Origin of the sequence: Nocardioides cavernaquae, from assembly GCF_003600895.1 — a bacterium.
GTDB lineage: Bacteria > Actinomycetota > Actinomycetes > Propionibacteriales > Nocardioidaceae > Nocardioides > Nocardioides cavernaquae.
In genome coordinates this window covers 1,944,459-1,969,224 of sequence record NZ_QYRP01000002.1, presented here as the reverse complement: position 1 = coordinate 1,969,224, position 24,766 = coordinate 1,944,459, and the positions used below count along the sequence as shown (strand labels likewise).

General features: G+C 68.8%; 26 protein-coding genes. 13 read left to right on the top strand and 13 right to left on the bottom strand.

Going from position 1 to position 24,766, the window contains the following annotated elements:
* Positions 1-75: 75 nt before the first annotated feature.
* From D4739_RS09605 to miaA, 4 genes are all read right to left on the bottom strand, one after another.
* Entirely contained in the window at positions 76-1,638 is a 1,563-nt protein-coding gene (locus tag D4739_RS09605; RefSeq protein ID WP_120060415.1) for an alkaline phosphatase D family protein, read from the bottom strand.
* A 198-nt stretch (positions 1,639-1,836) separates the two neighbouring features.
* Positions 1,837-2,703, bottom strand: coding sequence for a diaminopimelate epimerase (gene dapF / locus D4739_RS09600; RefSeq protein ID WP_120060414.1), 867 nt, complete (start codon positions 2,701-2,703; stop codon positions 1,837-1,839).
* A 41-nt stretch (positions 2,704-2,744) separates the two neighbouring features.
* Positions 2,745-3,275, bottom strand: a complete 531-nt coding sequence (locus tag D4739_RS09595) for a dihydrofolate reductase family protein (protein ID WP_120060413.1) — start codon at positions 3,273-3,275, stop codon at positions 2,745-2,747.
* A 107-nt stretch (positions 3,276-3,382) separates the two neighbouring features.
* Positions 3,383-4,315 (bottom strand): tRNA (adenosine(37)-N6)-dimethylallyltransferase MiaA, encoded by a 933-nt coding sequence (gene miaA / locus D4739_RS09590; protein WP_120060412.1) that lies wholly within the window; start codon positions 4,313-4,315, stop codon positions 3,383-3,385.
* Positions 4,316-4,388: 73 nt separating this feature from the next.
* On the opposite strand from miaA, the gene D4739_RS09585 reads away from it, so the two are divergent.
* The 5 genes from D4739_RS09585 (at position 4,389) to D4739_RS09570 (ending at position 7,220) form a co-directional block, all read left to right on the top strand.
* Positions 4,389-4,577: an antitoxin gene (locus tag D4739_RS09585; protein ID WP_120060411.1), complete on the top strand. Its 189-nt coding sequence runs from the start codon at positions 4,389-4,391 to the stop codon at positions 4,575-4,577.
* Between the two features lie 185 nt (positions 4,578-4,762).
* The gene (locus tag D4739_RS09580; RefSeq protein WP_182920362.1) at positions 4,763-5,353 is read left to right on the top strand and encodes an antitoxin; all 591 of its coding nucleotides are present in this window, start codon (positions 4,763-4,765) and stop codon (positions 5,351-5,353) included.
* A gap of 30 nt (positions 5,354-5,383) precedes the next feature.
* A complete protein-coding gene (locus tag D4739_RS09575; protein ID WP_120060409.1) occupies positions 5,384-5,836 on the top strand; it encodes an NUDIX domain-containing protein in 453 nt (150 codons plus the stop codon).
* A gap of 65 nt (positions 5,837-5,901) precedes the next feature.
* Positions 5,902-6,027 (top strand): hypothetical protein, encoded by a 126-nt coding sequence (locus D4739_RS17360; RefSeq protein ID WP_274380485.1) that lies wholly within the window; start codon positions 5,902-5,904, stop codon positions 6,025-6,027.
* Between the two features lie 140 nt (positions 6,028-6,167).
* On the top strand, positions 6,168-7,220 hold the full coding sequence (locus D4739_RS09570) for a hypothetical protein (protein ID WP_182920361.1): 1,053 nt from the start codon (positions 6,168-6,170) through the stop codon (positions 7,218-7,220).
* Between the two features lie 15 nt (positions 7,221-7,235).
* On the opposite strand, the gene miaB is transcribed toward D4739_RS09570, so the two are convergent.
* A complete protein-coding gene (gene miaB / locus D4739_RS09565; protein WP_120060408.1) occupies positions 7,236-8,741 on the bottom strand; it encodes a tRNA (N6-isopentenyl adenosine(37)-C2)-methylthiotransferase MiaB in 1,506 nt (501 codons plus the stop codon).
* Positions 8,742-8,902: 161 nt separating this feature from the next.
* On the opposite strand from miaB, the gene D4739_RS09560 reads away from it, so the two are divergent.
* The 4 genes from D4739_RS09560 to D4739_RS09545 all read left to right on the top strand — a co-directional run bounded on the left by D4739_RS09560 (position 8,903) and on the right by D4739_RS09545 (position 12,245).
* Positions 8,903-9,679 (top strand): amino acid ABC transporter ATP-binding protein, encoded by a 777-nt coding sequence (locus D4739_RS09560; RefSeq protein WP_120060407.1) that lies wholly within the window; start codon positions 8,903-8,905, stop codon positions 9,677-9,679.
* Between the two features lie 32 nt (positions 9,680-9,711).
* Positions 9,712-10,590, top strand: a complete 879-nt coding sequence (locus D4739_RS09555; RefSeq protein ID WP_120060406.1) for a glutamate ABC transporter substrate-binding protein — start codon at positions 9,712-9,714, stop codon at positions 10,588-10,590.
* A gap of 96 nt (positions 10,591-10,686) precedes the next feature.
* On the top strand, positions 10,687-11,337 hold the full coding sequence (locus D4739_RS09550) for an amino acid ABC transporter permease (protein WP_120060405.1): 651 nt from the start codon (positions 10,687-10,689) through the stop codon (positions 11,335-11,337).
* A complete protein-coding gene (locus tag D4739_RS09545; protein ID WP_120060404.1) occupies positions 11,334-12,245 on the top strand; it encodes an amino acid ABC transporter permease in 912 nt (303 codons plus the stop codon). The genes D4739_RS09550 and D4739_RS09545 overlap by 4 nt, the downstream gene beginning before the upstream one ends.
* 81 nt (positions 12,246-12,326) lie before the next feature.
* Here D4739_RS09545 and D4739_RS09540 read toward each other — a convergent pair whose 3' ends face one another.
* Complete coding sequence (locus D4739_RS09540) at positions 12,327-12,551, bottom strand: hypothetical protein (RefSeq protein WP_120060403.1); 225 nt, start codon at positions 12,549-12,551, stop codon at positions 12,327-12,329.
* A 122-nt stretch (positions 12,552-12,673) separates the two neighbouring features.
* The gene (locus D4739_RS09535) at positions 12,674-13,144 is read right to left on the bottom strand and encodes a hotdog fold domain-containing protein (RefSeq protein ID WP_120060402.1); all 471 of its coding nucleotides are present in this window, start codon (positions 13,142-13,144) and stop codon (positions 12,674-12,676) included.
* A 117-nt stretch (positions 13,145-13,261) separates the two neighbouring features.
* On the opposite strand from D4739_RS09535, the gene D4739_RS09530 reads away from it, so the two are divergent.
* Entirely contained in the window at positions 13,262-14,221 is a 960-nt protein-coding gene (locus D4739_RS09530; RefSeq protein WP_238473596.1) for an acyl-CoA desaturase, read from the top strand.
* A 58-nt stretch (positions 14,222-14,279) separates the two neighbouring features.
* Positions 14,280-14,765 (top strand): MarR family winged helix-turn-helix transcriptional regulator, encoded by a 486-nt coding sequence (locus tag D4739_RS09525; protein WP_120060400.1) that lies wholly within the window; start codon positions 14,280-14,282, stop codon positions 14,763-14,765.
* A gap of 33 nt (positions 14,766-14,798) precedes the next feature.
* Here D4739_RS09525 and D4739_RS09520 read toward each other — a convergent pair whose 3' ends face one another.
* Genes D4739_RS09520 through rsmA form a run of 3 tightly spaced genes read right to left on the bottom strand, consistent with a single transcriptional unit; the run spans position 14,799 to position 18,467 of the window.
* The gene (locus D4739_RS09520) at positions 14,799-16,616 is read right to left on the bottom strand and encodes an ABC-F family ATP-binding cassette domain-containing protein (RefSeq protein ID WP_120060399.1); all 1,818 of its coding nucleotides are present in this window, start codon (positions 16,614-16,616) and stop codon (positions 14,799-14,801) included.
* Between the two features lie 11 nt (positions 16,617-16,627).
* Positions 16,628-17,566 (bottom strand): 4-(cytidine 5'-diphospho)-2-C-methyl-D-erythritol kinase, encoded by a 939-nt coding sequence (locus tag D4739_RS09515; protein WP_120060398.1) that lies wholly within the window; start codon positions 17,564-17,566, stop codon positions 16,628-16,630.
* Positions 17,559-18,467, bottom strand: a complete 909-nt coding sequence (rsmA, locus tag D4739_RS09510; RefSeq protein ID WP_220699262.1) for a 16S rRNA (adenine(1518)-N(6)/adenine(1519)-N(6))-dimethyltransferase RsmA — start codon at positions 18,465-18,467, stop codon at positions 17,559-17,561. The genes D4739_RS09515 and rsmA overlap by 8 nt, the downstream gene beginning before the upstream one ends.
* A 151-nt stretch (positions 18,468-18,618) precedes the next feature.
* Between rsmA and D4739_RS09505 the strand changes: the two genes are divergently transcribed.
* Positions 18,619-19,692 carry a fatty acid desaturase family protein gene (locus tag D4739_RS09505; protein WP_120060397.1) on the top strand — a complete coding sequence of 358 codons (1,074 nt, stop codon included), beginning with the start codon at positions 18,619-18,621 and terminating at the stop codon, positions 19,690-19,692.
* Positions 19,693-19,740: 48 nt separating this feature from the next.
* Here D4739_RS09505 and D4739_RS17355 read toward each other — a convergent pair whose 3' ends face one another.
* From D4739_RS17355 to rsmI, 3 genes are all read right to left on the bottom strand, one after another.
* Positions 19,741-20,868, bottom strand: coding sequence for a resuscitation-promoting factor (locus D4739_RS17355; RefSeq protein WP_120060396.1), 1,128 nt, complete (start codon positions 20,866-20,868; stop codon positions 19,741-19,743).
* Positions 20,869-21,101: 233 nt separating this feature from the next.
* Positions 21,102-21,998 carry a TatD family hydrolase gene (locus D4739_RS09495; protein ID WP_120060395.1) on the bottom strand — a complete coding sequence of 299 codons (897 nt, stop codon included), beginning with the start codon at positions 21,996-21,998 and terminating at the stop codon, positions 21,102-21,104.
* Positions 21,999-22,145: 147 nt separating this feature from the next.
* The gene (gene rsmI / locus D4739_RS09490; RefSeq protein WP_120060394.1) at positions 22,146-22,988 is read right to left on the bottom strand and encodes a 16S rRNA (cytidine(1402)-2'-O)-methyltransferase; all 843 of its coding nucleotides are present in this window, start codon (positions 22,986-22,988) and stop codon (positions 22,146-22,148) included.
* Between the two features lie 78 nt (positions 22,989-23,066).
* Between rsmI and D4739_RS09485 the strand changes: the two genes are divergently transcribed.
* The gene (locus D4739_RS09485) at positions 23,067-24,749 is read left to right on the top strand and encodes a dolichyl-phosphate-mannose--protein mannosyltransferase (protein ID WP_238473595.1); all 1,683 of its coding nucleotides are present in this window, start codon (positions 23,067-23,069) and stop codon (positions 24,747-24,749) included.
* Positions 24,750-24,766 lie beyond the last annotated feature (17 nt).

The following is a 24,766-nucleotide window of genomic DNA, read 5'->3' as shown; positions in this document are numbered from 1 at the left end:
CGACTCCGCTCGTCGGGAGCACCCCACGCGCTCCACGGAAGTGATACTCGCCAATTCGGGCGAATGTGGCAAGCATCACAATCTGTCGGGCTCGAGCACCTTCGTCCACAAGACCTCGCCCGAGACCTTGCGCAGGTTGACGGTCAGTGCTCCCTCGCGCGAGATCAGCATCTGCCCGAAGAACTGCTTCCCGGCGCGCGGCGACTCGCCCTTCGGGTTCCTCGTCTCCGCGCCGAGCGCGTAGTGGATCTTGGCGCCGAACGTCTTGTCGACCTCCTTCACCGGGAACGTGCTCCCGTGGAGCGGGCCGGAGACGAACTCCCAGAACGGATCGAAGTCGGTGTACGCCGCGCGGGAGGGGTCGTAGTGGTGCGCGGCCGTGTAGTGGACGTCCGCCGTCACCCACACGACGTTCTTCACCCCGTTGGCCTTGAACGCAGACAGCACCCGGGCCAGCTCTGCCTCGCGCCCACGGGGCTCACGATCGAGGTGGTTGGCGTAGCTGTCCCGGTCGTCGTGGAGACGGGCGTTGATGGAGAGCGGCTGGTCGGCGCTGATCACCTTCCACGTGGCCTTCGACCGAGAGACCTCGCGAATCAGCCAGTCGGTCTGCGCCTCCCCCATCAGCCCCTGCTCCGGCTCGCCCTCCGGGACGTTGTTCGGCCCCCGGTAGCTGCGCTGGTCCAGGCAGAACACGTCGAGGTGCGCGCCGCGCGACACCTTCCGGTAGATCAGGGCCTCGGCGAAACCGGTCGTCCCCCGCCCGTTGAGGTGGTCGAGCGCGATCGGCTGGTACTCCTGCCACGCCCGCCGGGCCCGCGCAGCCAGGACATCGCAGCTCTTCTCCAGCTCGTACGCCGGGTCCTCGACCGTGTGCCCGGGCCACCAGTTGTTGGTCGTCTCGTGGTCGTCCCACTGCGCCACCATCGGCACTGCCTGGTGGAAGCGGCGTACGTTGTCGTCGAGCAGGTTGTAGCGGTGCCGCCCGCGGAAGTCGGCCAGCGTCTCGGCAACGTGGTCCACACCGAACGCGACCCGGCTGCGCCACAGGTGCTTGAAGTCCGGCTCCAGGGCGCGCTTCTCGATCGGCTCGTCGGCATAGATCGTGTCGCCGCAGTGCAGGAACAGGTCGGGCTCGACGTCGAGCATCGCCTGGTACGACGTCATCCCGCCGAGCTCGTCGTTGATCCCCCAGCCCTGGCCACAGACGTCTCCCGACCAGACCAGGCTCGTCGGGGCGGGATGGATCGGAGCGGTGGAGAACCGCAGCGTCTGCTCCTCGCCGCGCTTGCCCGCAGAGTCCTCGAACCACATCGTGGCTTCGTACTCCCGGCCAGGCGCCAGCCCGCGCAACGTGTGGCGCGCGGTGAAGTCGGTCTGCTCATCGGCGTACGCACCGCGGACGGAGCGGAGCCGCCGGCCGTTGCTGGTGAGTCGGACCCGTAGCTCACCAGCGCTGGATGCCGCGCTCCAGAGCACTGCCGAGTCGGTGGTGACGTCGCCGGAGCGGACGCCGACCGGCAGCTCGATGCGACGAGGCGCCTGCGGTCGAACGAACCCGCTGACCCCGAGTGCCCCCGGGACGACTCCTCCACCGACGCCCGCGAAGAGGGCGGTGCGGCGGCTGATCTGCACCATGCCCCGGACACTGCTGAGCGGGTGTGACCAACAGCCCGTGCCGAGGTGTCGTGTCGCCCAACCGCAGTCGACGGCTCGCACAAACTCGTGCGTTCAGGACGTGGCCAGCGGATGTCCAGCCGTCGACACAGCACCTCCACTGACCGCCGAGAGGTCAGGTTTGGTGGCGCGAGAGGTCAGGTTTGGCGCGCCGAGCCGTCAGAGGTCCGTGATGCCTTCGGCGACCATCACGGCCGGGCCGGTGAGCAGCACGCGGTCGGTGCGGGTCCAGGTGATCGACAGCTCGCCACCGGGTACGTCGACGCGGTAGGTCACGTCTCCGGCCGGCGTGGACCCGGCCGGGGCATACCGGTCCTTGATCGCGCTGGCCACCATCACGGCGCAGGCGCCCGTGCCGCAGGAGCGGGTCTCGCCGGAGCCGCGCTCGTGCACCCGCATCGCGACGTGCTGGGACCCGCGGCGTACGACGAACTCGACGTTGACGCCCTCGGGGTAGACCGCGTGGTCGTAGTCCGGCTCCTCCAGGAGCGTGCCGGCCTGGTCGAGGCTCTCCACGAACGCGACCGCGTGGGGGTTGCCCATGTCGATGTTGGTTGCCTTCCAGGCCAGCGGCGGGACCGCGACCTCGGAATCGCGCCCCAGGACGGGACGGCCCATGTCGACGGTGATCTCGCCCGCGTCGGAGAAGGTGACGGTGCGGATGCCGGCGCGCGTGCCGATCGCAACCGGGCCGCTGGTGTCGATCAGGCCGGACTCGGCCAGGTGGCGCGCGAAGACGCGGATCCCGTTGCCGCACATCTCCGACAGCGAGCCGTCGGAGTTGCGGTAGTCCATGAACCACTCGGGGTCAGGCTCGTGCAGCTCGAGGACCGCCTGGTCGAACTCGGCGAGCGCCTGGGTGCGGATCACCCGCATCACACCGTCACCACCGATCCCGGCCCGCCGGTCGCAGAGGGCGCGCACCCGCTCTTCGGTCAGATCACCGTGGATCGAACCGTCGTGGTCGGGCAGCAGCACGAAATCGTTCTCCGTGCCGTGTCCCTTGAGGAAGGGGTAAGCGCTCACGAGTTCATTGTCCCACCACCGATCACGCGCGGTAGATCTTCTCAGCGCACGACGTCGTACCTCGCGCAGACGAAGTCGCGGTTGCGCGCGACCTCCTTCAGCTCCAGCTCGAGGTGCCTCGGCAGCAGCGGAGCGCCGGCACCCAGGGTGACCGGGGCGAACTGCACCCAGATCTCGTCGAGCAGCCCGGCATCGGCGAACTGGCCGACGAGGTCGCCGCCGCCGACGAGCCAGACGTGCTTCTCCCCCGCTGCGGCCACTGCGTCGGCGTGCACCGCGGCGACCGAGCCGCTCGCGAAACGGATGTCACCGGGCGGCTCCGGGAACTTACGGTGCGTGAAGACCCAGGTCGGCTGCTCGTAGGGCCAGCGGTCGCCCATCTCGCCGAGGTGGTCGAGCATCCACTGGTAGGTGGAGGCGCCCATCACCAGCGCCCCCACGTCCTCCGCGAACGCTTCGTAATGCATCGGCCCCGCCGGGTCGATGTCACGTGAGGTCAGCCAGCCGAGATCGTGCTCCGGGGTCGCGATGAAGCCGTCGAGGCTGGAGCCGGTGTAGAACTGCGTCGCCATGGTCCAAACCTGCCATCTCGGCGGGCCAAAACCGACGGTTCGGCGGACCAGAATTGACCTTTCGGCGCACCAAACCTGACCTCTCGGCGGGGAGAGTGAGGGGAACGTCAGAGCAGGGCGACGGCCTGGTCGACGAGGTCGGGGGCGTCCCACTCGAGCCAGGTCACCCGCGGATCCTTGACGAACCAGCCGTCCTGCCTGCGCGCAAACCTACGAGTAGCGGTCGCGATCTTCTCGCGCGCCTCGGCCTCGGTCAGCTCGCCCGCGAGCAGCGCCATGACCTCGGGGTAGCCGATCGCACGACGGGCGGTCACGGTGTCCTTCAGGCCTCGCGCCACGAGTGCCTCGACCTCCGCGACGAAGCCCGCCTCGAACATCAGCTCCACGCGCTGCGCGATGCGCGCGTCGAGGGTCGGGCGATCGATCCGTACGCCGATCTGGTGCGCGCCCTCGACCGCGTACTCCAGCACCGGCAGGCTCGCGCTGTAGGGCCGCCCCGTCAGCTCGATCACCTCGAGCGCGCGGACGATCCGCCTGCCGTTGGAGGCCAGGATGCCGGCGGCCGCCTTCGGATCTGCAGCCTCCAGCCGTGCATGGAGTACGCCGGAACCGGCTGCCGCGAGCTCGTCCTCGAGCCGGCGTCGTACGGCGGGATCCGTGCCGGGGAACTCGAACCTGTCGAGCACGGCGCGGGTGTAGAGCGCGGACCCGCCGACCAGGACCGGCACCTTCCCGGCAGCCCGGAGCTCGTCGATCGTGAGGCGTGCGAGCCGCTGGAACTCAGCGACGCTGGCGACCTGGTCGATCTCGAGGAAGTCGAGGAGATGGTGCGGGATGCCCCTGCGCTCGTCGAACGGCAGCTTGGCTGTGCCGATGTCCATGCCCCGGTAGACCTGCATCGCGTCGGTGTTGACGATCTCGCCGCCGAGCCGCTCCGCAAGGTCGAGCGAGAGTGCGGTCTTGCCCGCGGCGGTCGGTCCGACGACGGCAATGACGGGAGGCAGATCCGGCAGTTCGGTTGGGGTCAGATCTGCCGGCATGGGGTTAGTGTTCCAAACGAACAGGTCACTGCAATTCGGTGCAGCGACTTCTCCAACCACAGGACGGGCAATCATGGGTTTCCTCGACGACATCAAGGGCCAGGCTGAGAACGCGGTCGGCGAGCACGGCGACAAGGTCGGCGACGCCATCGACAAGGCGGTCGACTTCGTGGACGAAAAGACCGGCGGCAAGCTCGGCGACAAGGGCGACCTGATCGCCGACAAGGCCAAGGACGCCCTCGGCATCAACGACCAGGCGTGACCTACGCCTGATCCACACGAATCTGCAGGACGGCCCCCAGACCCTCGTGGTCCGGGGGCCGTTCTGCGTCCTGAGAAACCCTGAAGAACTGGAGATCGCCGGTTGAGAGTTCGTTCGGCCAAATGGGTTGAATGGACGCGACGGCTGGGACCAGCCCGGCCGCACCCTCCATCTCGGGAGAGTTCATGACTGACATTCAGGGGACGGCAGCTGGCGCCGTCGACAAGTTCGGCAACCAGATCGGCGAAGCAGTCGAGAAGGTCGGCGAGTTCATCGACGACAAGACCGACGGTAAGTACTCCGAGCAGATCCAGACGGGGGTAGGCAAGGTCCAGGACGCGCTCGACGGGCTGGACGGGCAGAACGACGACATCGGCGCTGACCCACACGCCGAGCCGACAAGCGAGGCTCCGGCCGAGCCGACTGGCGAAGCGCCCGCCGAGCCGCAGGCCGAGGCTCCTGCCCCGGACCCGACCGGCTCCGCGGAAGCACCGGCGCAGCCCGAGGGCACCGCTCCTCCGGCGGAGCCGGCGTTCCCGGACAGCCCGGCCGAGCCGGTCCCGGGCGGAGGTCAGCCGGGCACCGAGCCGGCATATCCGCCGGCCGACCCGGGCACTGCTCCCGCGCCCACCGAGCCCGGCGCCGTACCCACCGACCCCGCTCCCGGCGCCGTACCCACCGACCCCGCTCCCGGTGGAGAGCCGGGCTACGCGCCGGCCGAGCCCGAGACGCAGCCGGGCTACGCGACCGAGCACGGGTCAACCCGGCCGCAGTGATCCCGCAGTCGACGCCCTAGGGTGGCGGGCATGACCGAACGCTTCGTGGTCGTGCCCGCCTCCTACGTCTTCCTCCTGCGCGACGGGGTGACCGGGCCCGAGGTACTCCTGCAGTACCGACAGAACACCGGCTACATGGACAACCACTGGGCGGCAGCCGCAGCCGGCCACGTCGAGCGCGGCGAAACGGCGTACGACGCGGCCCGGCGCGAGGCGCTCGAGGAGCTCGGCGTGACCGACCTCGACCTGCACCTCGAGTTCTCGATGCAGCGCACCGCGCACGCCGATCCGATCGACGAACGGATCGACTTCTTCTTCACCGCGCGTTCCTGGGTGGGCGCGCCGCGGATCGTCGAGCCCGACAAGTGCGCCGAGCTGCGTTGGTGTGCACTCTCCGCGCTTCCGTCAACCGTGGTGCCGCACGAGCGTCACGCGCTGGCATCACTCGGCACCCACGAGAAGTACCTGACCTTCGGCTTCTGAGCCCGCGCGCCTCTGGTGCGGCGCCGCCGAGCGGAGTTCACTGGGAGATGAAGGAGTTGATGAGCATGTCCGACCCCAAGCACCTACCCGACGTCCACCACGACACCGAGCTTCAGATGGCTGAGGAGAGCGAGCCTGCTCTGCAGCCCGAGCACGGTCCCGGCAGCGCTCCGATGATGGACCTGGAGTAGCCCCACACCGGTCCACGAATCAGGCCGAAGACTCTTCGTCAGCATGCGACAAAGAGTCTTCGCGCCAATCGTCGGCGAGTTCTCCACAGGGTGTCTGAGGCGTGGTGGCGGCCGAGTCGCTCCGCGCGCACCGTTGCCACATGCGCACGTTGACTCCGCTCGAAGACCTCCTCGATCTGCAGGATGGCGTGGTCGCGCGCCGTCAGGTGATCGACCTCCACGGCGAATCCGATGCCACGATCCGACGGCGGCTGCGCCGTCGCGAGTGGGTGATCATCCAGCCGGGCGTCTATCTGAACCACACCGGCACCCCCACGTGGAGGCAGCGGGCCTGGGCAGCAACGCTGTACGCCGCACCGTCGGCGTTGGCGGGCACGTCGGCGTTGCGGGCGGCTGACGGCCCCGGGCGACGCGACTACTCCGACGATGGACCGATCCGGGTGATCGTCGCCGCTGACCGGGATGTTCGCAGCCAGCCCGGCGTGGAGGTGGAGCGACGCGAGTCCTACGCCTCGATCGTCCACCAGCAGCTCTCGCCTCCGCGGGTCCGGATCGAGCATGCAGCCATCGACGCGGCCGCCGCAGCACCGACCGACATGGCGTCGATCGGCGTTCTCAGCGACGCCATCCGCTCACGTCGCACGACCGCACAGGGCATGCTGAAGGCGGCGGAGTCCCGCAAGCGGCTCCGGCGGCGCCATCTCATCATCGGTGTCCTCGCCGACACAGCAGCCGGGGCGGCGTCGGTCCTCGAGATCGAGTACCTCCGCCGCGTCGAGCGAGCACACGGACTGCCCTCTGCGCAGCGCCAGATTCGTGACGTGACTGCGCGGACCGGGCAGTCACGAGCAGTTGTCAATCGCGATGCTGAGCTGCCGGAGCTCGGTCTGATCATCGAGCTCGACGGCCGGATCGGCCACTCGACGTCTGCAGAGCGCGATGCCGGTCTTGAGCGCGATCTCGACGCAGCCCTCACGGATCGCAGCACTCTCCGGCTGGGTTGGGGCCAGGCCTATGTACGGCCATGCAGCACAGCCGCCAAGCTGGCTGTGCTGCTTCGAAAGCTCGGCTGGCAGGGACAGATGCAGAGCTGCCCGTCCTGCCCAGCCGTCGCTGACCAGTTGGCGGTGCAGGTGCCCACAAATCAGGGCGAAGACTTTTCGTCTGTATGTGACGAAAAGTCTTCAGCCTGATCTGGCGAGACGAGCTCAGCCGCAGGCGGGGGCTTCGGGCAGCGGAGCGGGGACGCCGATCGACGGCATCCCGAGACCCACACCAGCCGGCGCAGCAGCACGGCCCTGGCGCAGGTCCCACGCGTCACCCGCGCGGGTGCGGCGTACGGACTCGATCTCGCCGTCGGCGATCAGGTGGTGCGGAGCGGCCTGGGTGATCGTGACGGTGACCATGTCGCCGGGCCGGATCGCCTCGCCAGCGGCCTCAACCGAAGCCGCCTCGGACAACACCGCGCTGAAGTGCACCAGCCGGTTGTCAGGTGCGCGACCGGAGAGCCGGTGCGTCGCAGCGTCCTTGCGGCCCTCACCCTCGGCCACCATCAGCTCGACGGTGCGACCGACGAGCTGCTTGTTCTCGTCCCAGGCGATCTCGTTGACCAAGTCGACCAGACGGCCGTAGCGGTCCTTGACCACCTCGGGCGAGATCTGGTCCGGCAAGTCCGCAGCAGGGGTGCCGGGCCGCTTGGAGTACTGGAACGTGAAGGCACCCGAGAAGCGGGCTTCGCGGACCACGTGCAGCGTCTCGAGGAAGTCCTCCTCGGTCTCGCCGGGGAAGCCCACGATGATGTCGGTGGTGATCGCGGCATCCGGGATCGCCTCACGGACGCGATCGATGATCCCGAGGAACTTCGACTGACGGTAGGACCGACGCATCTCCTTGAGCAGGCGCGACGAGCCCGACTGCAGCGGCATGTGCAGCGACGGCATGACGTTGGGTGTCTCCGCCATCGCGGCAATGACGTCGTCGGTGAACTCGGCCGGGTGCGGCGAGGTGAACCGCACCCGCTCCAGCCCCTCGATCTCGCCGCACGCGCGCAGCAGCTTGGAGAAGGCCTCACGGTCGCCGAACTCCACGCCGTACGCGTTGACGTTCTGGCCGAGCAGGGTCACCTCGGTGACACCCTCGCCCACCAGCGCGTTGATCTCGGCCAGGATCTCGCCCGGACGGCGGTCCTTCTCCTTGCCGCGCAGCGCGGGGACGATGCAGAACGTGCAGGTGTTGTTGCAGCCGACGGAGATCGAGACCCACGCGGCGTACGCCGAGTCGCGCTTGGTCGGCAACGTGGAGGGGAAGACCTCGAGCGACTCGAGGATCTCGACCTGGGCCTCTTCCAGCGCGCGGGCACGGTCGAGCAGCGCCGGCAGCGAGCCGATGTTGTGGGTGCCGAAGACGACGTCCACCCACGGCGCCTTGGCGGTGATGGTCGAGCGGTCCTTCTGCGCGAGGCAGCCACCGACGGCGATCTGCATGCCGGGCTTCGCCGCCTTCACCGGCGCCAGGTGACCGAGGTTGCCGTAGAGCTTGTTGTCCGCGTTCTCGCGCACGGCGCAGGTGTTGAACACGACCACGTCGGCGACGTCACCTGCCGGAGCAGCGACATAGCCGGCGTCCTCCAGGAGGCCGCCGAGGCGCTCGGAGTCGTGGACGTTCATCTGGCACCCGTAGGTGCGGACCTCATACGTGCGCGGCTCTGCAGTCATAACCGGACAAGAGTACGGCGGGGCGCGGCGCCCGCGGGAATCCGGCATCGCGCATGACTCGGGCCCATAACGGACTCCGGTGGGTCACGTTTCGATAGCGGTCCGGCCACCGGAGGCCTTGGGTGTGGCCCAGCACACACTCATGGGTCTACGTTGCGAACATGACAGCGCTCAGCTCAGAGACATCTGAGCTCGCCCAGGGCGAGCCGCTGGTCGTCCTCGACCACGTCGACAAGTGGTTTGGCGACCTCCATGTGCTCCAGGACATCAACCTGACGATCAAGCGCGGCGAGGTGGTCGTCGTCATCGGGCCATCAGGCTCGGGCAAGTCGACGCTGTGCCGCGCGATCAACCGGCTGGAGTCGATCAACAAGGGGTCGATCACGCTCGACGGCAAGAAGCTGCCCGAGGAGGGGAAGGCGCTCGCGCAGCTCCGTGCGGAGGTCGGCATGGTCTTCCAGAGCTTCAACCTCTTTGCACACAAGACGATCCTCGAGAACGTCATGCTCGGACCGACCAAGGTCCGCAAGCACAAGAAGGCCGACGCTGAGAAGAAGGCGCGCGAGCTGCTCGACCGGGTCGGCGTGGGCCAGCAGGCCGCGAAGTACCCCGCCCAGCTCTCGGGTGGACAGCAGCAGCGCGTGGCGATCGCCCGGTCACTCGCAATGGAGCCGAAGGTGATGCTCTTCGACGAGCCCACCTCCGCGCTCGACCCCGAGATGATCAAGGAGGTCCTCGATGTCATGGTCGACCTCGCCCATCAGGGCATGACCATGATCGTCGTCACCCACGAGATGGGCTTCGCCCGCACCGCAGCCGATCGCGTGATCTTCATGGCCGACGGCGCCATCGTCGAGGAGAACACCCCCGAGGAGTTCTTCACCAATCCCAAGAGCGAACGGGCCAAGGACTTCCTCGGCAAGATCCTCAAGCACTGACCCTCCAGCAGCACCCGACAAGGAGACTCACGATGCGATTCCTCAGGACCAAGGCCACGCTCGCAACACTCGGCCTGGCGCTCAGCCTCGCCGCCTGTGGAGGCGACGGGGACAAGGACGACGACGTCGCCAAGAACACCGACTTCGCGGCGGGCACGACGATGGCCAAGATCGCGGACGCCGGCAAGCTCAAGGTCGGCACGAAGTTCGACCAGCCTGGCTTCGGCCTCGTCGGACTGAGCGACGAGCCCGAGGGCTTCGACGTCGAGGTCGCCAAGATCATTGCCGCCGAGCTCGGCATCGACGAGGACCAGATCGAGTGGACCGAGTCTCCCTCAGCAGTCCGAGAGGACCTGATCGAGTCCGGTGACGTCGACCTGGTCGTCGCGACGTACACCATCAACGACGAGCGCAAGATGCGGATCACCTTCGCCGGTCCCTACTACGTCGCCGGCCAGCAGCTGATGGTGAAGTCGGACAACGACACGATCACCGGCCCGGAAGACATCAAGGCCAACCCGGACATGAAGGTCTGCTCTGTCGACGGCTCCACCCCGGCGGAGAACATCAAGCAGTACCTCGCCGATCCGAAGCAGCTGGTCACCTTCGATGTCTACGACAAGTGCGCAGCAGCCCTCGGCAACGGCCAGGTCGACATCGTCACGACCGACAACGTGATCCTGCTCGGCTTCGCCTCGAAGTCCGATGGTGACTTCAAGCTGGTCGGCGAGCAGTTCACCGAGGAGCCCTACGGCATCGGCATCAAGAAGGGCGATGTCGAGTTCTGCGAGTTCATCAACGACACGCTCAAGGACCACGCCGACGACTACGTCGAAGCGTGGGAGGACACGGCAGGCGAGATCGAGGGCACCCAGACCCCCGAGCTCCCTGAGGCCGACACCTGCGCGTGAGCCCGAGAGTGGGCGGTGCCCGGCCGATCGCGGCCGGCACCGCCCACCCGCTCCGACACCCCCGACGGTCCGACATCGAGCACGGAAGGACGTGACGTGGATCCGGTCTTCGACAACCTCGACCTCTTCTGGTCCGGTTTCCTCCAGACGCTCGGCTTCATCGCCTGGGCTGCGGTCGGTTCCCTGATCCTCGGCACCCTGATCGCCGCCTGCCGCGTCTCCCCCGTCGCCCCGGCACGAGCGTTCGGCGCGGCGTACGTGACGCTCGTGCGCAACGTCCCCCTCACCGTCGTGCTGTTCTTCTTCGCGTTCGGCATCCCCGAGCTCGGCATCAACCGCTCGTTCTACTTCTTCGGCATCTGCTCGCTGATCGTCTACACCGCCGCATTCGTCTGCGAGGCGCTGCGCTCCGGCATCAACTCCGTCTCTGCCGGCCAGGCCGAGGCGGCGCGTGCGATCGGGCTGACCTTCACCCAGTCACTGGGCCAGGTGATCCTGCCGCAGGCCTTCCGGTCGACGATCCCGCCGCTGGGCAGCGTGCTCATCGCCATGGTGAAGAACTCCGCTGTCGTCGGCGCCTTCGGTGTCAGCGGCGACCTCTTCGCGGTCTACCGCGGCCTGACCGGTGCCGGCGGACTGCAGGCCTTCCCAGTCCTGATCGGCGTCGCAGTCGGCTTCCTGATCATCACCATCCCGGCCGGCATCACCCTCGCCGTCCTCGAGCGCAAGCTGGCGATCGCACGATGAGCGCCCCCTCCGTCCTCTTCGACCTGCCGGGCCCGAAGGCTCGCCGCAGGCACCGGATCGGCGCAGTTCTTGTCATCGCCGTCGCCGCCGTCTTCGTCTACATCGCCGTACGCCGCCTGGCCGACCGTGGTCAGTTCGACGGCGAGCTGTGGTCGCCGCTGTTCAACCCCGGGCACGAGGACTTCGCCGACGTCTGGAACTTCATCTGGCTCGGACTGCAGTCGACCCTGTACGCCGCGGGCATCGCCATCGCGGGCGCGCTCGTGATCGGCACCGTGATCGGCTCGACCCGCATCCTGCTGTCGACCAGCCGCACCGGCCGGCTCCTGCGGATCCCGCTCGTCGTCGTGATGGAGCTCCTGCGCGGCCTCCCGGTGGTCATCACGATCCTGCTGACGTTCACCTTCTTCCGCTACATCGACTTCCGCCTCGACTTCCTGCCCGGCGAAGAGCTGATGTGGTACGTCGCGGTGGGCCTGATCCTCTACAACTCGGTGATCATCGCCGAGATCCTGCGTGCGGGCGTGGCATCTCTCCCCCGCGGTCAGGCTGAGGCTGCGCGGGCGATCGGCCTCAGCGAAGGCGCCACGATGCGCCTCGTGCTGCTGCCGCAGGCATTCCGGATCATGCTGCCCGCCCTGATCAGCCAGCTCGTGGTGGTGCTGAAGGACACGTCGCTCGGTCTGCTCATCGGCTTCCACGAGCTGCTCTGGCGCAGCAACCGGCTTGCCCAGCTCTACGACAACCCGCTGCAGGCCCTTGCCACGGCCGGCGTCATCTACATCCTCATCAACTACGCGCTCTCCCGCGTGGCGGTCTGGACCGAGTCCCGCGTCAGCCACGCAGCCGGTGGCCGCAAGGCGGCCGCAAAGACCGAGAAGGCGACCGGAGCCATCACCGGCGGCTGACGCGCCAGCATGCCCACCTGTCCAGAAATGCGTCGTGGGGCCGGTGCACACGGCACCGGCCCCACGACGTACAGGGATTGATCAGGGCTTGAGGTTCTTGACCTTCTCGAGCAGGCCCTCGGCAGCGGCCTTGGCCTTGTCGATGGCCTCCTCGGCCTTCGCCTTGGCGGGGCCAGCGGCGTCCTTGGCCTTCGCCAGCGCGTCCTCGGCACCCGACTTGGCCTTCGCGAACGCGTCCTCGGCAGTCGCCTTGGCCTTGTCGATCGGGCTGGTCTCGGTCTCGGGGGTTTCGGGGGTCTCGCTCATCAGTTTCTCCTGGGAGGTCTGGAGGGACGTGCTCGTTGTCTTCAGTCAACCACCGGATCGGTTACACCGGTATTACGGTCCCGTCGGGATTGCGTGGCCGCGGGACTACTTCTTGGCGCGGACTACTTCTTGGGGGGCTTGGGCGTGACCCACAGCTTGATGACGCCGCGCAGGCACTCGGTGCCGTCGGTGGTCACAGCCTTGATCCGGACGTGCACGTTGGGGTCGTCGGAGGTCCACGCCTCCGGGTCGGTCTCCGCCGTCACTGTCATGTCGGTCTTGGACAGGCCGACGTAGTCGACCTCCATGCCCTTCGGGATCCAGCGCTTGTCGGACGGGACCGTCATCTCGGCGAGGGCGCCCATGGCCATCTCCGCGCCGTTGCACAGCGCGATGACGTGCACGGTGCCGATGTGGTTCTGGACCGCGCGACGCTTCGGGAGGTGAAGCTCGGCGTAGTTGGGGCGCAGCTCCGTCACGGTCCCGTGGATCGTGGTGAAGTACGGCGCCTTCTGGGCGTAGAGGGTGGAGAAGATCTTCTTGCCCATGGGCAGTCCGTTGGTCTTCTCCCACAGGGTCGCAAGCATGCTCATGCGCTGAGTATTACCCACCGGTAACCTTTTGCCCACGGGTACGCCGTGGGGTTTTGGCCACACTCCACGCGGGTTACCCTGACGATGCCGATCCCATTCGACATCTGGAGTCCACCCGTGTCCCTTGCGACCGAGACCGACGACCTGCCCGACACCGCCACGCGAGGCGGCGAGACCCAGGGCTGGGCCGAGCGGATCGCGCTGGGCCTCTTCATCGGGCTGCCCCTGCTGGCCTTCGTCGTGGCCATCCCGGTGGCCTGGGGCGGTTGGCTCGGCTGGGTCGACATCGCCATCGCGCTGCCGATGTACTTCCTCACCCTGCACGGCATCACCGTCGGCTACCACCGGCTCTTCACGCACAAGTCCTTCAAACCCAACCGCGCCGTGAAGATCAGCCTCGCGGTCCTCGGCTCGATGGCGATCGAGGGTCCGGTCGTGCGCTGGGTGGCCGACCACCGCAAGCACCACAAGTTCTCCGACCGTGACGGCGACCCGCACTCCCCCTGGAAGTACGGCAACTCGACGCGCGGCCTGGTCCGCGGCCTCTGGCACGCGCACGTCGGCTGGCTCTTCGACGCCGAGCAGACACCCCAGCGGCAGTACGCCCCCGACCTGATGAAGGACCGCGACCTGGTCTGGATCTCGCGCAACTTCTGGGCATTCACGCTCCTCTCCCTCGCGATCCCGCCGGTTCTCGGTGGCCTGATCACCTGGTCCTGGCAGGGTGCCGCGACGGCGTTCTTCTGGGGCACGATCGTCCGCGTCGGGCTGCTGCACCACCTGACCTGGTCGATCAACTCGATCTGCCACGCGGTCGGAGACCGCCCGTTCGTCTCGCGCGACCGCTCCGGCAACGTGTGGTGGCTGGCGATCCCGTCGGGCGGTGAGAGCTGGCACAACCTGCACCACGCCGACCCGACGAGTGCTCGCCACGGCGTGCTTCGCGGGCAGATCGACTCCTCCGCCCGCACGATCTGGGTGCTCGAGAAGCTCGGCTGGGTCACCGACGTCCGCTGGCCGGTCAAGGACCGCATCGAGGGCAAGCTGGTCAAGAACCAGCAGCCCGCCGCCGCCTGATCAAGAGTCTCGACGTCAAGATTCTCGATCAGTCCCGCCTTCTGGCACACTCAGGCTCATGCAGGATGAGGTCGACGAGCTGGTCGAGGCATGGCGGCGCGAGCGCGCCGACCTGGACCTGACCCCGGTCGAGGTGTTCAGCCGCATCGGCCGGCTGGCCCGCCGCCTGGACCTCGCGCGGCGTACTGCCTTCGCGGACCACGAGATCGAGTCGTGGGAGTTCGACGTGCTGGCGGCGCTGCGACGGGCGGGCGGCGACTACGAGCTCTCCCCCGGGCGCCTGCTCAAGGAAACCCTGGTCACCAGCGGCACGATGACCAACCGCGTCGACCGGCTGGCCGCACGTGGCTTCGTGGAGCGGCTGCCCGACCCGCACGACCGACGCGGCGTACTCGTCCGGCTCACGCCCGAGGGTCGCGCGGCCGTCGACGGTGCGTTCGAGGCGCTCCTCGATGCCGAGCGGGAGCTGCTCAGCGACCTGCCGGCCAAGGACCACAAGCAGCTGGCAGCGCTCCTGCGCACCCTGATGCAGCGCCTGACCTGATCGGCCACAACCGACATCTCGGCGGACGAGGACTCAGCCCTCGAGGATCGCCGAGGCCTCCAGCCACTCCAGCTCGAGCGCGTCCTTCTGCTCACCGAGTACGCCGAGGCGCGCGGCGAGCGCGCCCAGCTTGACGTGGTCGTTGCCGCTGACGGCCATCTCGGCCTCGATCTCGCCCTGCTCAGCGGTGATCTTCGCGAGCTGCTTGTCGATGCGCGCCACGGCTTTGCGGGCGTTGCGCTCCTCGGCGCCCCCAGCCTTCGCCTTGGGAGCCGCGGGGGCAACCGACGCGGCAGCCGCAGCAGGCTTGGCCGACGAGGTGTTGCTGGCCGAGGTGGCCTGGTAGGGAGCCGCGTTGACACCGGCCGCCCGGCGCTCGAGGTACTCGTCGACGCCACGAGGGAGCATGCGGATCTGGCCGTCGCCCATCAGGCCCCAGACCGTGTCCGTGACCCGCTCGAGGAAGTAGCGGTCGTGGGAGACCACGATCAGCGTGCCGGGCCAGCCGTCGAGGAAGTCCTCGAGGACGTTGAGGGTCTCGATGTCGAGGTCGTTGGTGGGCTCGTCGAGGAGCAGCACGTTGGGCTCGTCGAGCAGGGACCGCAGCAGCTCGAAGCGGCGACGCTCGCCACCGGAGAGGTCGGCGATGCGGGCCGTGAGCCGGTCGCCGGTGAAGCCGAACCGCTCCAGCATCGAGGTCGCGGAGATCTCGCCGTCGGCGGTCTTGGTGACCCGGCGGATGCCCTCGACCGTGCCGAGCACACGGGCGTCCGGCGGCAGGTCCTCCTTGGCGGACTGGGCGAGCTGGCGCAGCGCGATCGTGCGGCCACGCTTGACCCGGCCCTTGTCGGGCTCGAGCTCGCCGGAGATCAGCTTGAGCACCGAGGACTTGCCGGCACCGTTGACACCGACGATGCCGACGCGGTCGCCGGGGCCCAGGCGCCAGGTCGCGTGCGAGAGCAGCTGCTTGTCGCCTCGGGTCAGGTCGACGTCCTCGATGTCGACGACGTCCTTGCCGAGGCGCTGGGTGGCGAACTTCTGCAGCTCGAAGCGGTCGCGCGGCGGCGGCACGTCCTCGATCAGCTGGTTGGCGGCGTCGATGCGGAACTTCGGCTTCGACGTGCGCGCAGGAGCGCCGCGTCGCAGCCAGGCCAGCTCCTTCTTCATCAGGTTCTGCCGGCGCGACTCCGAGGCCGACGCCTGGCGCGAGCGCTCCGCCTTCGCCAGCACGTACGCCGCGTAGCCGCCCTCGAAGGAGTCGACCTCACCGTCGTGGACCTCCCACGTGGTCTCGACGACCTCGTCGAGGAACCAGCGGTCGTGGGTGACCACGACGAGCGCGGACGAGCGGGTCTTCATGTGGCCGGCGAGCCACGCGACGGCCTCGACGTCGAGGTGGTTGGTGGGCTCGTCGAGGACCATCAGGTCCCACTCGTCGAGCAGCAGCGCGGCCAGCGAGCAGCGACGGCGCTCGCCACCGGAGAGCCCGTCGACGATGCGGTCCAGGTCGAGACCGGCGAGGAGCACCTCCACGACCTCGCGGGTGCGGTAGTCGGCAGCCCACTCGTGATCGGCCTTGCCGCGCAGCACCGCCTCGCGGACGGTGTGGTCGTCGTGCAGCCCGTCGCCCTGGTGCAGGTAGCCGATGAGCAGGCCGCGGTTCATCGAGACGCGGCCGGTGTCGGGCTCCTCGAGACCGGTCATGACCTCGAGCAGCGTGGTCTTGCCGCCGCCGTTGCGGCCGACGATGCCGATCCGCTCCCCCACACCGATGCCGAGGGACACCTCGGTGAGGAGCGGCCGGATGCCGTAGGACTTCGAGACCTTCTCGAGGCTGATCAGGTTGGACATCAAGGATCCGTTCAGAAGGTTGGGGGCGCGACGACGTGCGCACCCGCGACCGGGCCGTTGGCGACGAGGGCGGTGTGCCCGGTTTCCTGCAGGGCGCCGGCGACGCCTCGCGCCTCGTCGGCGGAGCCGCAGAGGAAGACAACAGTGGGGCCCGAGCCGGAGACGATGCCCCGCAGGGCACCCGCCTCCTCGCCCTGGGCGATGAGAGTGCCGAGCTCCGGACGCAGGTCGATCGCTGGAGCCTGGAGGTCGTTGAAAAGGGTTCTGGCGAGCGCGAGGGCCGAGCCGGTCTCCAGCGCCTTCAGCACGTGCTCCGCCGAGCGTGGCTCGGCCGGGGCGTCCGGCGACAGCGCGTCGAAGTGGCGGTAGACGGCTGGCGTCGACAGGCCCTCGGACGACGGGACGATCACCCACCACAGCGGCTCGTCGTTGACGTCGAGCGGGGTCACCACCTCACCCCGGCCGGTGCCGAGCGCGTGGCCGCCGTAGAGGGCGAAGGGCACGTCGCTGCCGAGCTGTGCCGCAAGGTGCAGCAGGTCCTCGTCGGAGGTCTCCAGGTCGAGCAGCCGGTCCAGCGCCACCAGAGCAGCGGCCGCGTCAGCAGAGCCGCCGGCCAGGCCGCCCGCGACCGGGATGCCCTTGGTGATCTCGACGTGGGCGACGACCGGGCGATCGTGCAGGATCCCCAGCGCACGCGCAGCCGCCGCGACGATGTTGGTGTCATCGAGCGGCACCGCATCGGCATCAACGTGGTCGGCAGCAGTCAGTCCGAGCGACCAGGCAGCCGCAGGGCGCACCAGCACGTCGTCGTACAGGCCGACGGAGGTGTAGACGGTCTCCAGCGGGTGGAAGCCGTCGGGCCGCGGGGCGCCGACGCCCAGGTGCAGGTTGATCTTCGCGGGCGCGCGGACGGTGAGACCGGCGGGCACGCGGCGGAAGGACTCAGGCATCCGACACCTGATCAGCGGGGACCTGTTCGTTGCGGGTGGGGCGGAGGTCGGGCAGGCCCTCGGCGATCCGGATGAACTCCGCGATCCGCAGCTGCTCGCCACGGGCCATCGGGTCCACTCCGGACGCGGCCAGCGCAGCGTCGATCTGCTCCGCGGGCGCGATGGCGCGCAGGGCACCTCGGAGGGCCTTGCGGCGCTGCGCGAACGCGGCGTCGATGACCGCGAACACCTGCTCGCGGGTGGCCGTGGTGACGGGCGGCTCGCGGCGGGTCCAGGCGACCAGACCCGAGTCGACGTTGGGCGCTGGCCAGAAGACGTTGCGGCCGATCGCTCCGGCGCGGCGTACGTCGGCGTACCAGGAGGCCTTCAGCGACGGGACGCCGTAGGTCTTCGATCCGGGGGTCGCGGCCAGCCGGTCGGCGACCTCGGCCTGCACCATCACCAGGCCACGCTGGAGCGACGGCAGCAGCGCGAGCATGTGCAGCAGGACCGGCACGGAGATGTTGTAGGGCAGGTTGGCCACCAGCGCGGTCGGCGGCGGGCCCGGGACCGCGGCGATGCGCAGGGCGTCGGCCAGGACGACCTCGAAGTTCGCGGCCTGGTCGGGGGCGTACTCCGCGATGGTCGCGGGCAGCCGCTCGGCGAGGAGCGGGTCGACCTCGATCGCGGTCACCCGGCCGGCCACCTCGAGCAGCGCGAGGGTCAGCGAACCGAGGCCGGGACCGATCTCCACCACCACGTCGTCGGCCACGATCCCGGAGTCGCGCACGATGCGACGGACGGTGTTGGCGTCGATCACGAAGTTCTGCCCACGCTGCTTGGTGGGACGCAGGTCCAGCTCGGCAGCGAGTGCGCGGACCTCTGCGGGGCCCAGGAGGCGCGGAGCGGAGGAGGACGGCACCCCCAAACCCTAAGGCGTCCGGGCGCAGCCCCGAAATGATGCGGATCCGGGGTTACCGTGGAGGGAGAGAGTGTGGTTCGCCAGCCACCGACCCCAGACCCCGTTCGGTCCATCGGCACAGGCGAAGGCATCGAGTTGAAGGCGGTGGCCCATGGCCACTCACCCTGCTGCCACGACTCGCCGGAGCGGCTACTCGGAGCTCACCCGCGAGATCCGCGCCGCCGGTCTGCTCCGCCCGCGCCCCGGTTCGTACGCCGTCCACGCGGCGCTGGTCTTCGGCGCGCTCGCTGCCGTGGTCACGGCGATGGAGTTGTGGCGCGACTCCTGGTGGCTGCTGGGGCTCGCGCCCGCGATGGCCGTGGTCACCACGCAGATCAACTTCCTCGGCCACGACGTCTGCCACCGGCAGGTCACCCCGAGCCCGGGAAGGAGCCGGTTCCTCGGCCTCGTCGTCGGCAACCTGATGGGCGGGCTGAGCTACGGCTGGTGGGTCCGCAAGCACAACGCGCACCACGCGCACCCGAACGACCTCGACACCGATCCCGACGTACGCGACGGGGTGCTGGTCTTCGACGCGACCCAAGCAACGGGGAAGAGCGGGCTCGGGGCGTTCACGGTCCGGCACCAGGCGTGGTTCTTCTTCCCGTTCCTGCTCGCGGAGGCGGTCAACCTGCACGTGGCGAGCTTCAAGGAGCTGGCCTATCCCCCGCTTCGCAACCGGGTGGCCGAGGGAGTGCTGCTCAGCGCCCACTTCGCGGCGTACGGCGCGCTGCTGGTCACGTCGCTGACCTGGCTCCAGGTCCTCTGCTTCTTCGCGATCCACAAGTCACTGCAGGGCCTCTACCTCGGCTGCTCCTTCGCCCCCGGCCACAAGGGCATGCCGGTGCTGACGGCCGCCCAGGCCGCCGATCCCCTGCTGCGGCAGGTGCTCACGTCGCGCAACATCCGCAGTGGGCGCTTCGTCGACACGGCCCTCGGTGGCCTGAACTTCCAGATCGAGCACCACCTGTTCCCGAGCATGGCGCGGTCCAACCTGCGCCGGGCCCAGCCGATCGTGAAGCGCTTCTGCGCCACCCACGCCATCCCGTACGTCGAGTGCTCGGCGTGGGCGTCGTACTCACGCGCGCTGCGCCACCTGCACACGGTCGGCGCCGGGCTCCGCGGCGGCGAGTCCCGGCGCGTCGCGCGTGCAGAACGCCGAGCAACGCCGAAGGGCCCCGCGTGAATGCGGGGCCCTTCGGTGCTTCTGCACGTTTGACGTGCCGTGATGCGATCAGCGCGGGAGGCCGAGCACCGACGAGCAGTGCGGCCAGGCGCCGTAGCCACCGGAGGCATCACGCATCTTGGTGGCGACGCGGATCTGCTCCTCGCGGCTGTTCTGGTGCGGGAGGCCGGAGCCGCCCCATGCGCTCCACGTGGAGGCGCTGAACTGCAGGCCGCCGTAGTAGCCGTTGCCGGTGTTGATCGACCAGTTGCCGCCCGACTCACACTGCGCGAGGCGGTCCCAGACGGTGCTGCCGCCGGCGAAGTTGGCCGTCGGCTGCTCCTTGGTGCCGACGCGCACAACGGCGCTCTTCGGCTCCTTCTTCACGTCCTGGCTCAGCACCTTGGTCGCGAACAGCACGCCGTTGCGGTACTCGAGGCGGTAGCTCACGTCGCGCAGGCCCTTGATGCCGGCGGTGACGGTCTCGCTGTCGCCCTCGTACATCGAGGAGTCCTCGCGCTCGATCGTCTCGAAGTTGACGACCTCGTTGGCGACGTCCTTGGTGACGACGCGAACGCGGATCAGCGTGATCTTGGTGCCCTCGTCCACGACCTTGTCGAGACCGGGCTTGATGATGTCGTCCTTGTCGTACTTCACCTCGAGTGCGGTGAGCACGTCCTTGACGGTCAGGCCGGCGACTTCCTGCACCTTGCGGGGGTTGTCGCCGATCTTGATGTTGAGCTTCTTGGGCGTGGCCACCGACAGGGTCATGCCCGTGCGGTCGATGGAGGCGCCACGGCTGGCGGAGAGATCCGCACCGACGTAACGCTGGCCGATCTCGGCGAGCGCGTCGTCGACGTTGGTGGAGTGCACCCAGTAGGTCTTCGTCTGACCATCGACGTTGAGCTCCAGCGGGCGACCGAAGCGCACGGTGATCCGCGCGCCGTCGTCGACCTTCTCGCCCACAGCGGGGGCCACGATGTCGTGGGAGTCGACCTTGATGCCCTCGTCCTCGAGGACGTCACCCACGGTGTCGCCCAGCGAGCGCACCGAAGTGGTCTCACCGTCGAGAGAGAGGGTCACCTCACGCGAGAGGGAGGCGTATCCGAGGGTCGTGCCGGCCACGGTGAGGAACACGGCGGCGACCAGGGCGAAGAGAAGGGTCTTGCTGGTGCTGAGCAGCGCGATGCGGTGCACGTTTCTCCAGACGTCGTACTACCCGGGTCTCGGCTCCCACACCATCGGCCCGAGCCTGTGGTGATGGGGCGGTGGGGCCTGCCGAAGTGCAGCTGGCGCCCGGCCGATCCCGGCCATCTCGAAGACCCTAACCCGGTCAATGTCCGTTTTGCTAACTGTTGCAAGCAGGCTCACAAAGGGTGTGACGGGGCTCTCACCAGCGCAAATAGGACATCCCTCGCACTCCGGAGGCCTCACCAGGAGCCGTATGCCGCCTGGCTGTTGGCGTCGACGGCGGCGCAGAGATCACCCAGGTCGTCGCCCCGGGTCTCCGCCATGACCCGCATCGTGAGCGGGATCAGGTACGACGCGTTGGGCCGTCCGCGGTAGGGCATCGGGGTCAGGAACGGGGCATCCGTCTCCACGAGGATCCGGTCCCTCGGAGTGATGCGGAGCGCATCCCGGAGCGGGTCGGCATTCTTGAAGGTGACCGTGCCGGCGAAGCTCAGGTGGGCGCCGCGATCGAGGCACTCCCGGGCGAAGTCGGCGTCGCCGGAGAAGCAGTGCATCACCCAGCGCTCCGGTGCGCCCTCGCTGTCGATGACGCGGAGGACGGCCTCATGAGCCTCGCGGTCGTGGATCATCAGGCTCTTGCCGTGGCGCTTCGCGATGTCGATGTGACGACGGAAGGACTCCTCCTGTGCGGCCAGACCGTCAGGGCCCGTGCGGAAGAAGTCCAGGCCGGTCTCGCCGACTGCGCGCACCCGCTCGTTGCTGGCAGCGAGGGCCTCGATCTCGTCGAGCGCTGTGTCGAGCTGGCCGGTCATGGCGAGCCGGGGCGCCTCGTTGGGGTGGAGGGCGACGGCGGCCAGCACCGCGTCGTACTGATTCGCGAGCTGGGCCGCCCAGCGAGAACCCTCCAGGTCGCAGCCGACCTGGACGATGCGGGTGATGCCTGCTGCCGCTGCGCGCGCGAGCGCCTCCGCCGGCTGGATCCAGGCGTCCTCACCAGTGCCATCAGCGATGTCCATGTGGCAGTGGTTGTCGACGACCGGGTGCGGCAGCGGCTCGGGCGCCGGCGGGCGGCTGCGATCACGCCTGGCGCCGGACGCCTCCTCGAACTCGGCTCGGGCGCGGAGAGGCTCGGTCATGGGTGGAATCTATCTGGACGCTCACCACCGTCGAGACGGCGCAACCTTGACGTCGACACGGCGCAAGTTTGAGTACTTGCGCAGAAGTCGGGCCGTGTCGACGCGGAGGTTGCGCCGTGTCGGCACGGAAGTCGCGCCGTGTCGACGTCAGGTCGGCTTGTGGACCGCGTCGTAGACCTCGCGCTTGGGGACACCGGCGCGCCTGGCGACTTCGAGGATCGCATCCTTGCGGGTGGCGCCCTCAGCCTCGATCTCGGCCACCAGCGCGCGCCATGCATCAGGATCGGCAGGGACATCAGCGCCGCCATCGGCACCCTGAACGACGATCGTCACCTCGCCACGAATGCCGTCCTCGGCCCAGGCCACGAGCTCGGCGAGCGGGCCGCGGCGTACTTCTTCGTGGGTCTTGGTGAGCTCGCGGCACACGGCGGCCGGCCGGTCATCGCCCAGGACCTCCGCCATCGCAGCGAGTGCGGCGTGCGTGCGGTGAGGCGCCTCGAAGAAGACCATCGTGCGCTCCTCCTTGACCAGCGACGTCAACCGCCTCGAGCGGTCCCCGGCCTTGCGCGGCAGGAAGCCCTCGAAGCAGAAGCGGTCGACAGGGAGGCCCGAGACAGCGAGCGCAGTCAGGACCGCGGACGGACCGGGGACGGCGGTGACCCGCACGCCTTCGGCGACCGCGGCGACCACGAGGCGGTAGCCCGGGTCGGAGACCGACGGCATGCCGGCATCCGTGACGAGGAGCACGCGCTCCCCCGCCAGCAGTGCCTCGAGCAGTTGTGGGGTGCGCCCCGCCTCATTGCCCTCGAAGTACGACAGCACCCGGCCGGTGATCTCGACGCCGAGGTCAGTGGTGAGCCGACGGAGCCGCCGGGTGTCCTCGGCGGCGATCACGTCAGCAGTGGCGAGCTCGGAGGCGAGCCTCGGCGGTGCGTCCGCGACCTGCCCGATCGGCGTGGCCGCGAGGACGAGCGTGCCGAGGGAAGTCATGAGCCGAATCATCGCAGCCACGCCATTCCCGACCTCTCGGCGGACCATTCGTGACCTCTCGGCACATAGGGTGTGCGCGTGAGTCTGGCCGTTGCACCTCCCGCGGTGCCTCCCGCGCAGGAGCGCGCACGGCCGCTGACCCGTCTGGAGGACCCGCTCCTCGGCTGGCTCGGCTGCCTGGCGGTCTTCCTGCTCGCCCTCTTCCTGCGACTGTGGCGTCTGGGCAGCCCGCGGGGCTTCTCGTTCGACGAGACCTACTACGCCAAGGACGCGTGGTCGCTGCTGCACTTCGGCTACGTCAAGCAGTACGCCGAGGGGGCGGACGCCAAGATCCTCGCCGGGCACACCACCGACCAGTGGCTCGACCAGCCGTCGATGACGGTCCACCCCGAGGTCGGCAAGTGGATGATCGCGCTCGGCGAGAAGGCCTTCGGCATGGACCCGTTCGGCTGGCGCATCGCGGCCGCGGTCACCGGGGCGTTGATGGTCCTCGTGATGTGCAGGCTCGTGCGGCGGCTCACGGGCTCCACGATGCTCGGCATGATCGCCGGCCTGCTGCTCTGCTTCGACGGAATGCAGCTGGTGCTCTCGCGCATGGGCCTGCTCGACATCTTCCTCGCCTTCTGGATCCTCCTCGCCGTGCACTGCGTCGTGGCCGACCGCGACTGGATGCGCCTGCGCGTGATGGCACCGGCGATCGACCGTCCGCAGCGCGGTGCAGGCAGCTGGGGCCCGAAGCTCTGGTGGCGCCCCTGGCTCTTCGCCGCCGGCATCTCCTTCGGACTGGCGTGCGGCACGAAGTGGACCGCGATCTGGCCACTCGCAGCCTTCGGACTCATGGTCTGGTTCTGGTCGGCAGGCGCGCGACGGGCCAGCGGCGTACGCCTCGCGGTGCTCAAGTCGGCACTGGTCGACGGCATCCCGGCCTTCCTGCACCTCGTCGTCGTGGCGCTGATCGTCTACCTGGCGAGCTGGAGCGGCTGGCTGGCGCACGCGAGCACGTACGAAGATCACCTCTCCTCCACGCAGTACCACCGCTACGACTCCTGGGCCGGGACGTGCGACAAGGAGGAGATGAAGGACGTCAAGTACGACGACGACCGGGTGTGGGCGACCTCGAAGCAGAAGGACGCGCACGGCTTCGGCGAGGTGACCCAGTCACTGCACTCGCTGTGGCTCTACCACCAGGACGTCTACCGCTTCCACACGAAGTTCCTGAACTGCAGCACACACTCCTACGCCTCCGATCCAGGCAGCTGGCCGCTGCTCGGTCGCCCGGTGTCGGCCAGCGTCGAGAACGACATCCCCCGTGGCGAGCAGGGCTGCCTCGCCGCGACCGGCAGCCACTGCATCCGGGAGGTGCTGATCCTCGGCACCCCGGTGCTGTGGTGGGCAGGCGCCCTGGCCTTCCTGTACGCCGTCGTCGCCTGGATCGGGCGCCGCGACTGGCGCTACGGCCTGGCCGTCGTCGGCGTGCTGTCGACCTGGTTGCCGTGGCAGCTCAACGACAGCCGGCCGATCTTCCTGTTCTACGCATCGGCCTTCCTGCCCTTCCTCGTCATCGCGCTCACCCTGGTGATCGGACAGTTGCTCGGGCCCGGTCGCGGCCCCTCGTCACGGCGTACGACGGGGACGATCGTGGCGGGGACCTTCGTGGTCCTGGTGCTGCTGAATTTCGCCTGGTTCTGGCCGATCTGGACCAACGGACTGCTCACGCTCTCGGAGTGGCAGAGCCGCATCTGGTTCCAAAGGTGGATCTGACGCCCTACTGTCGCCAC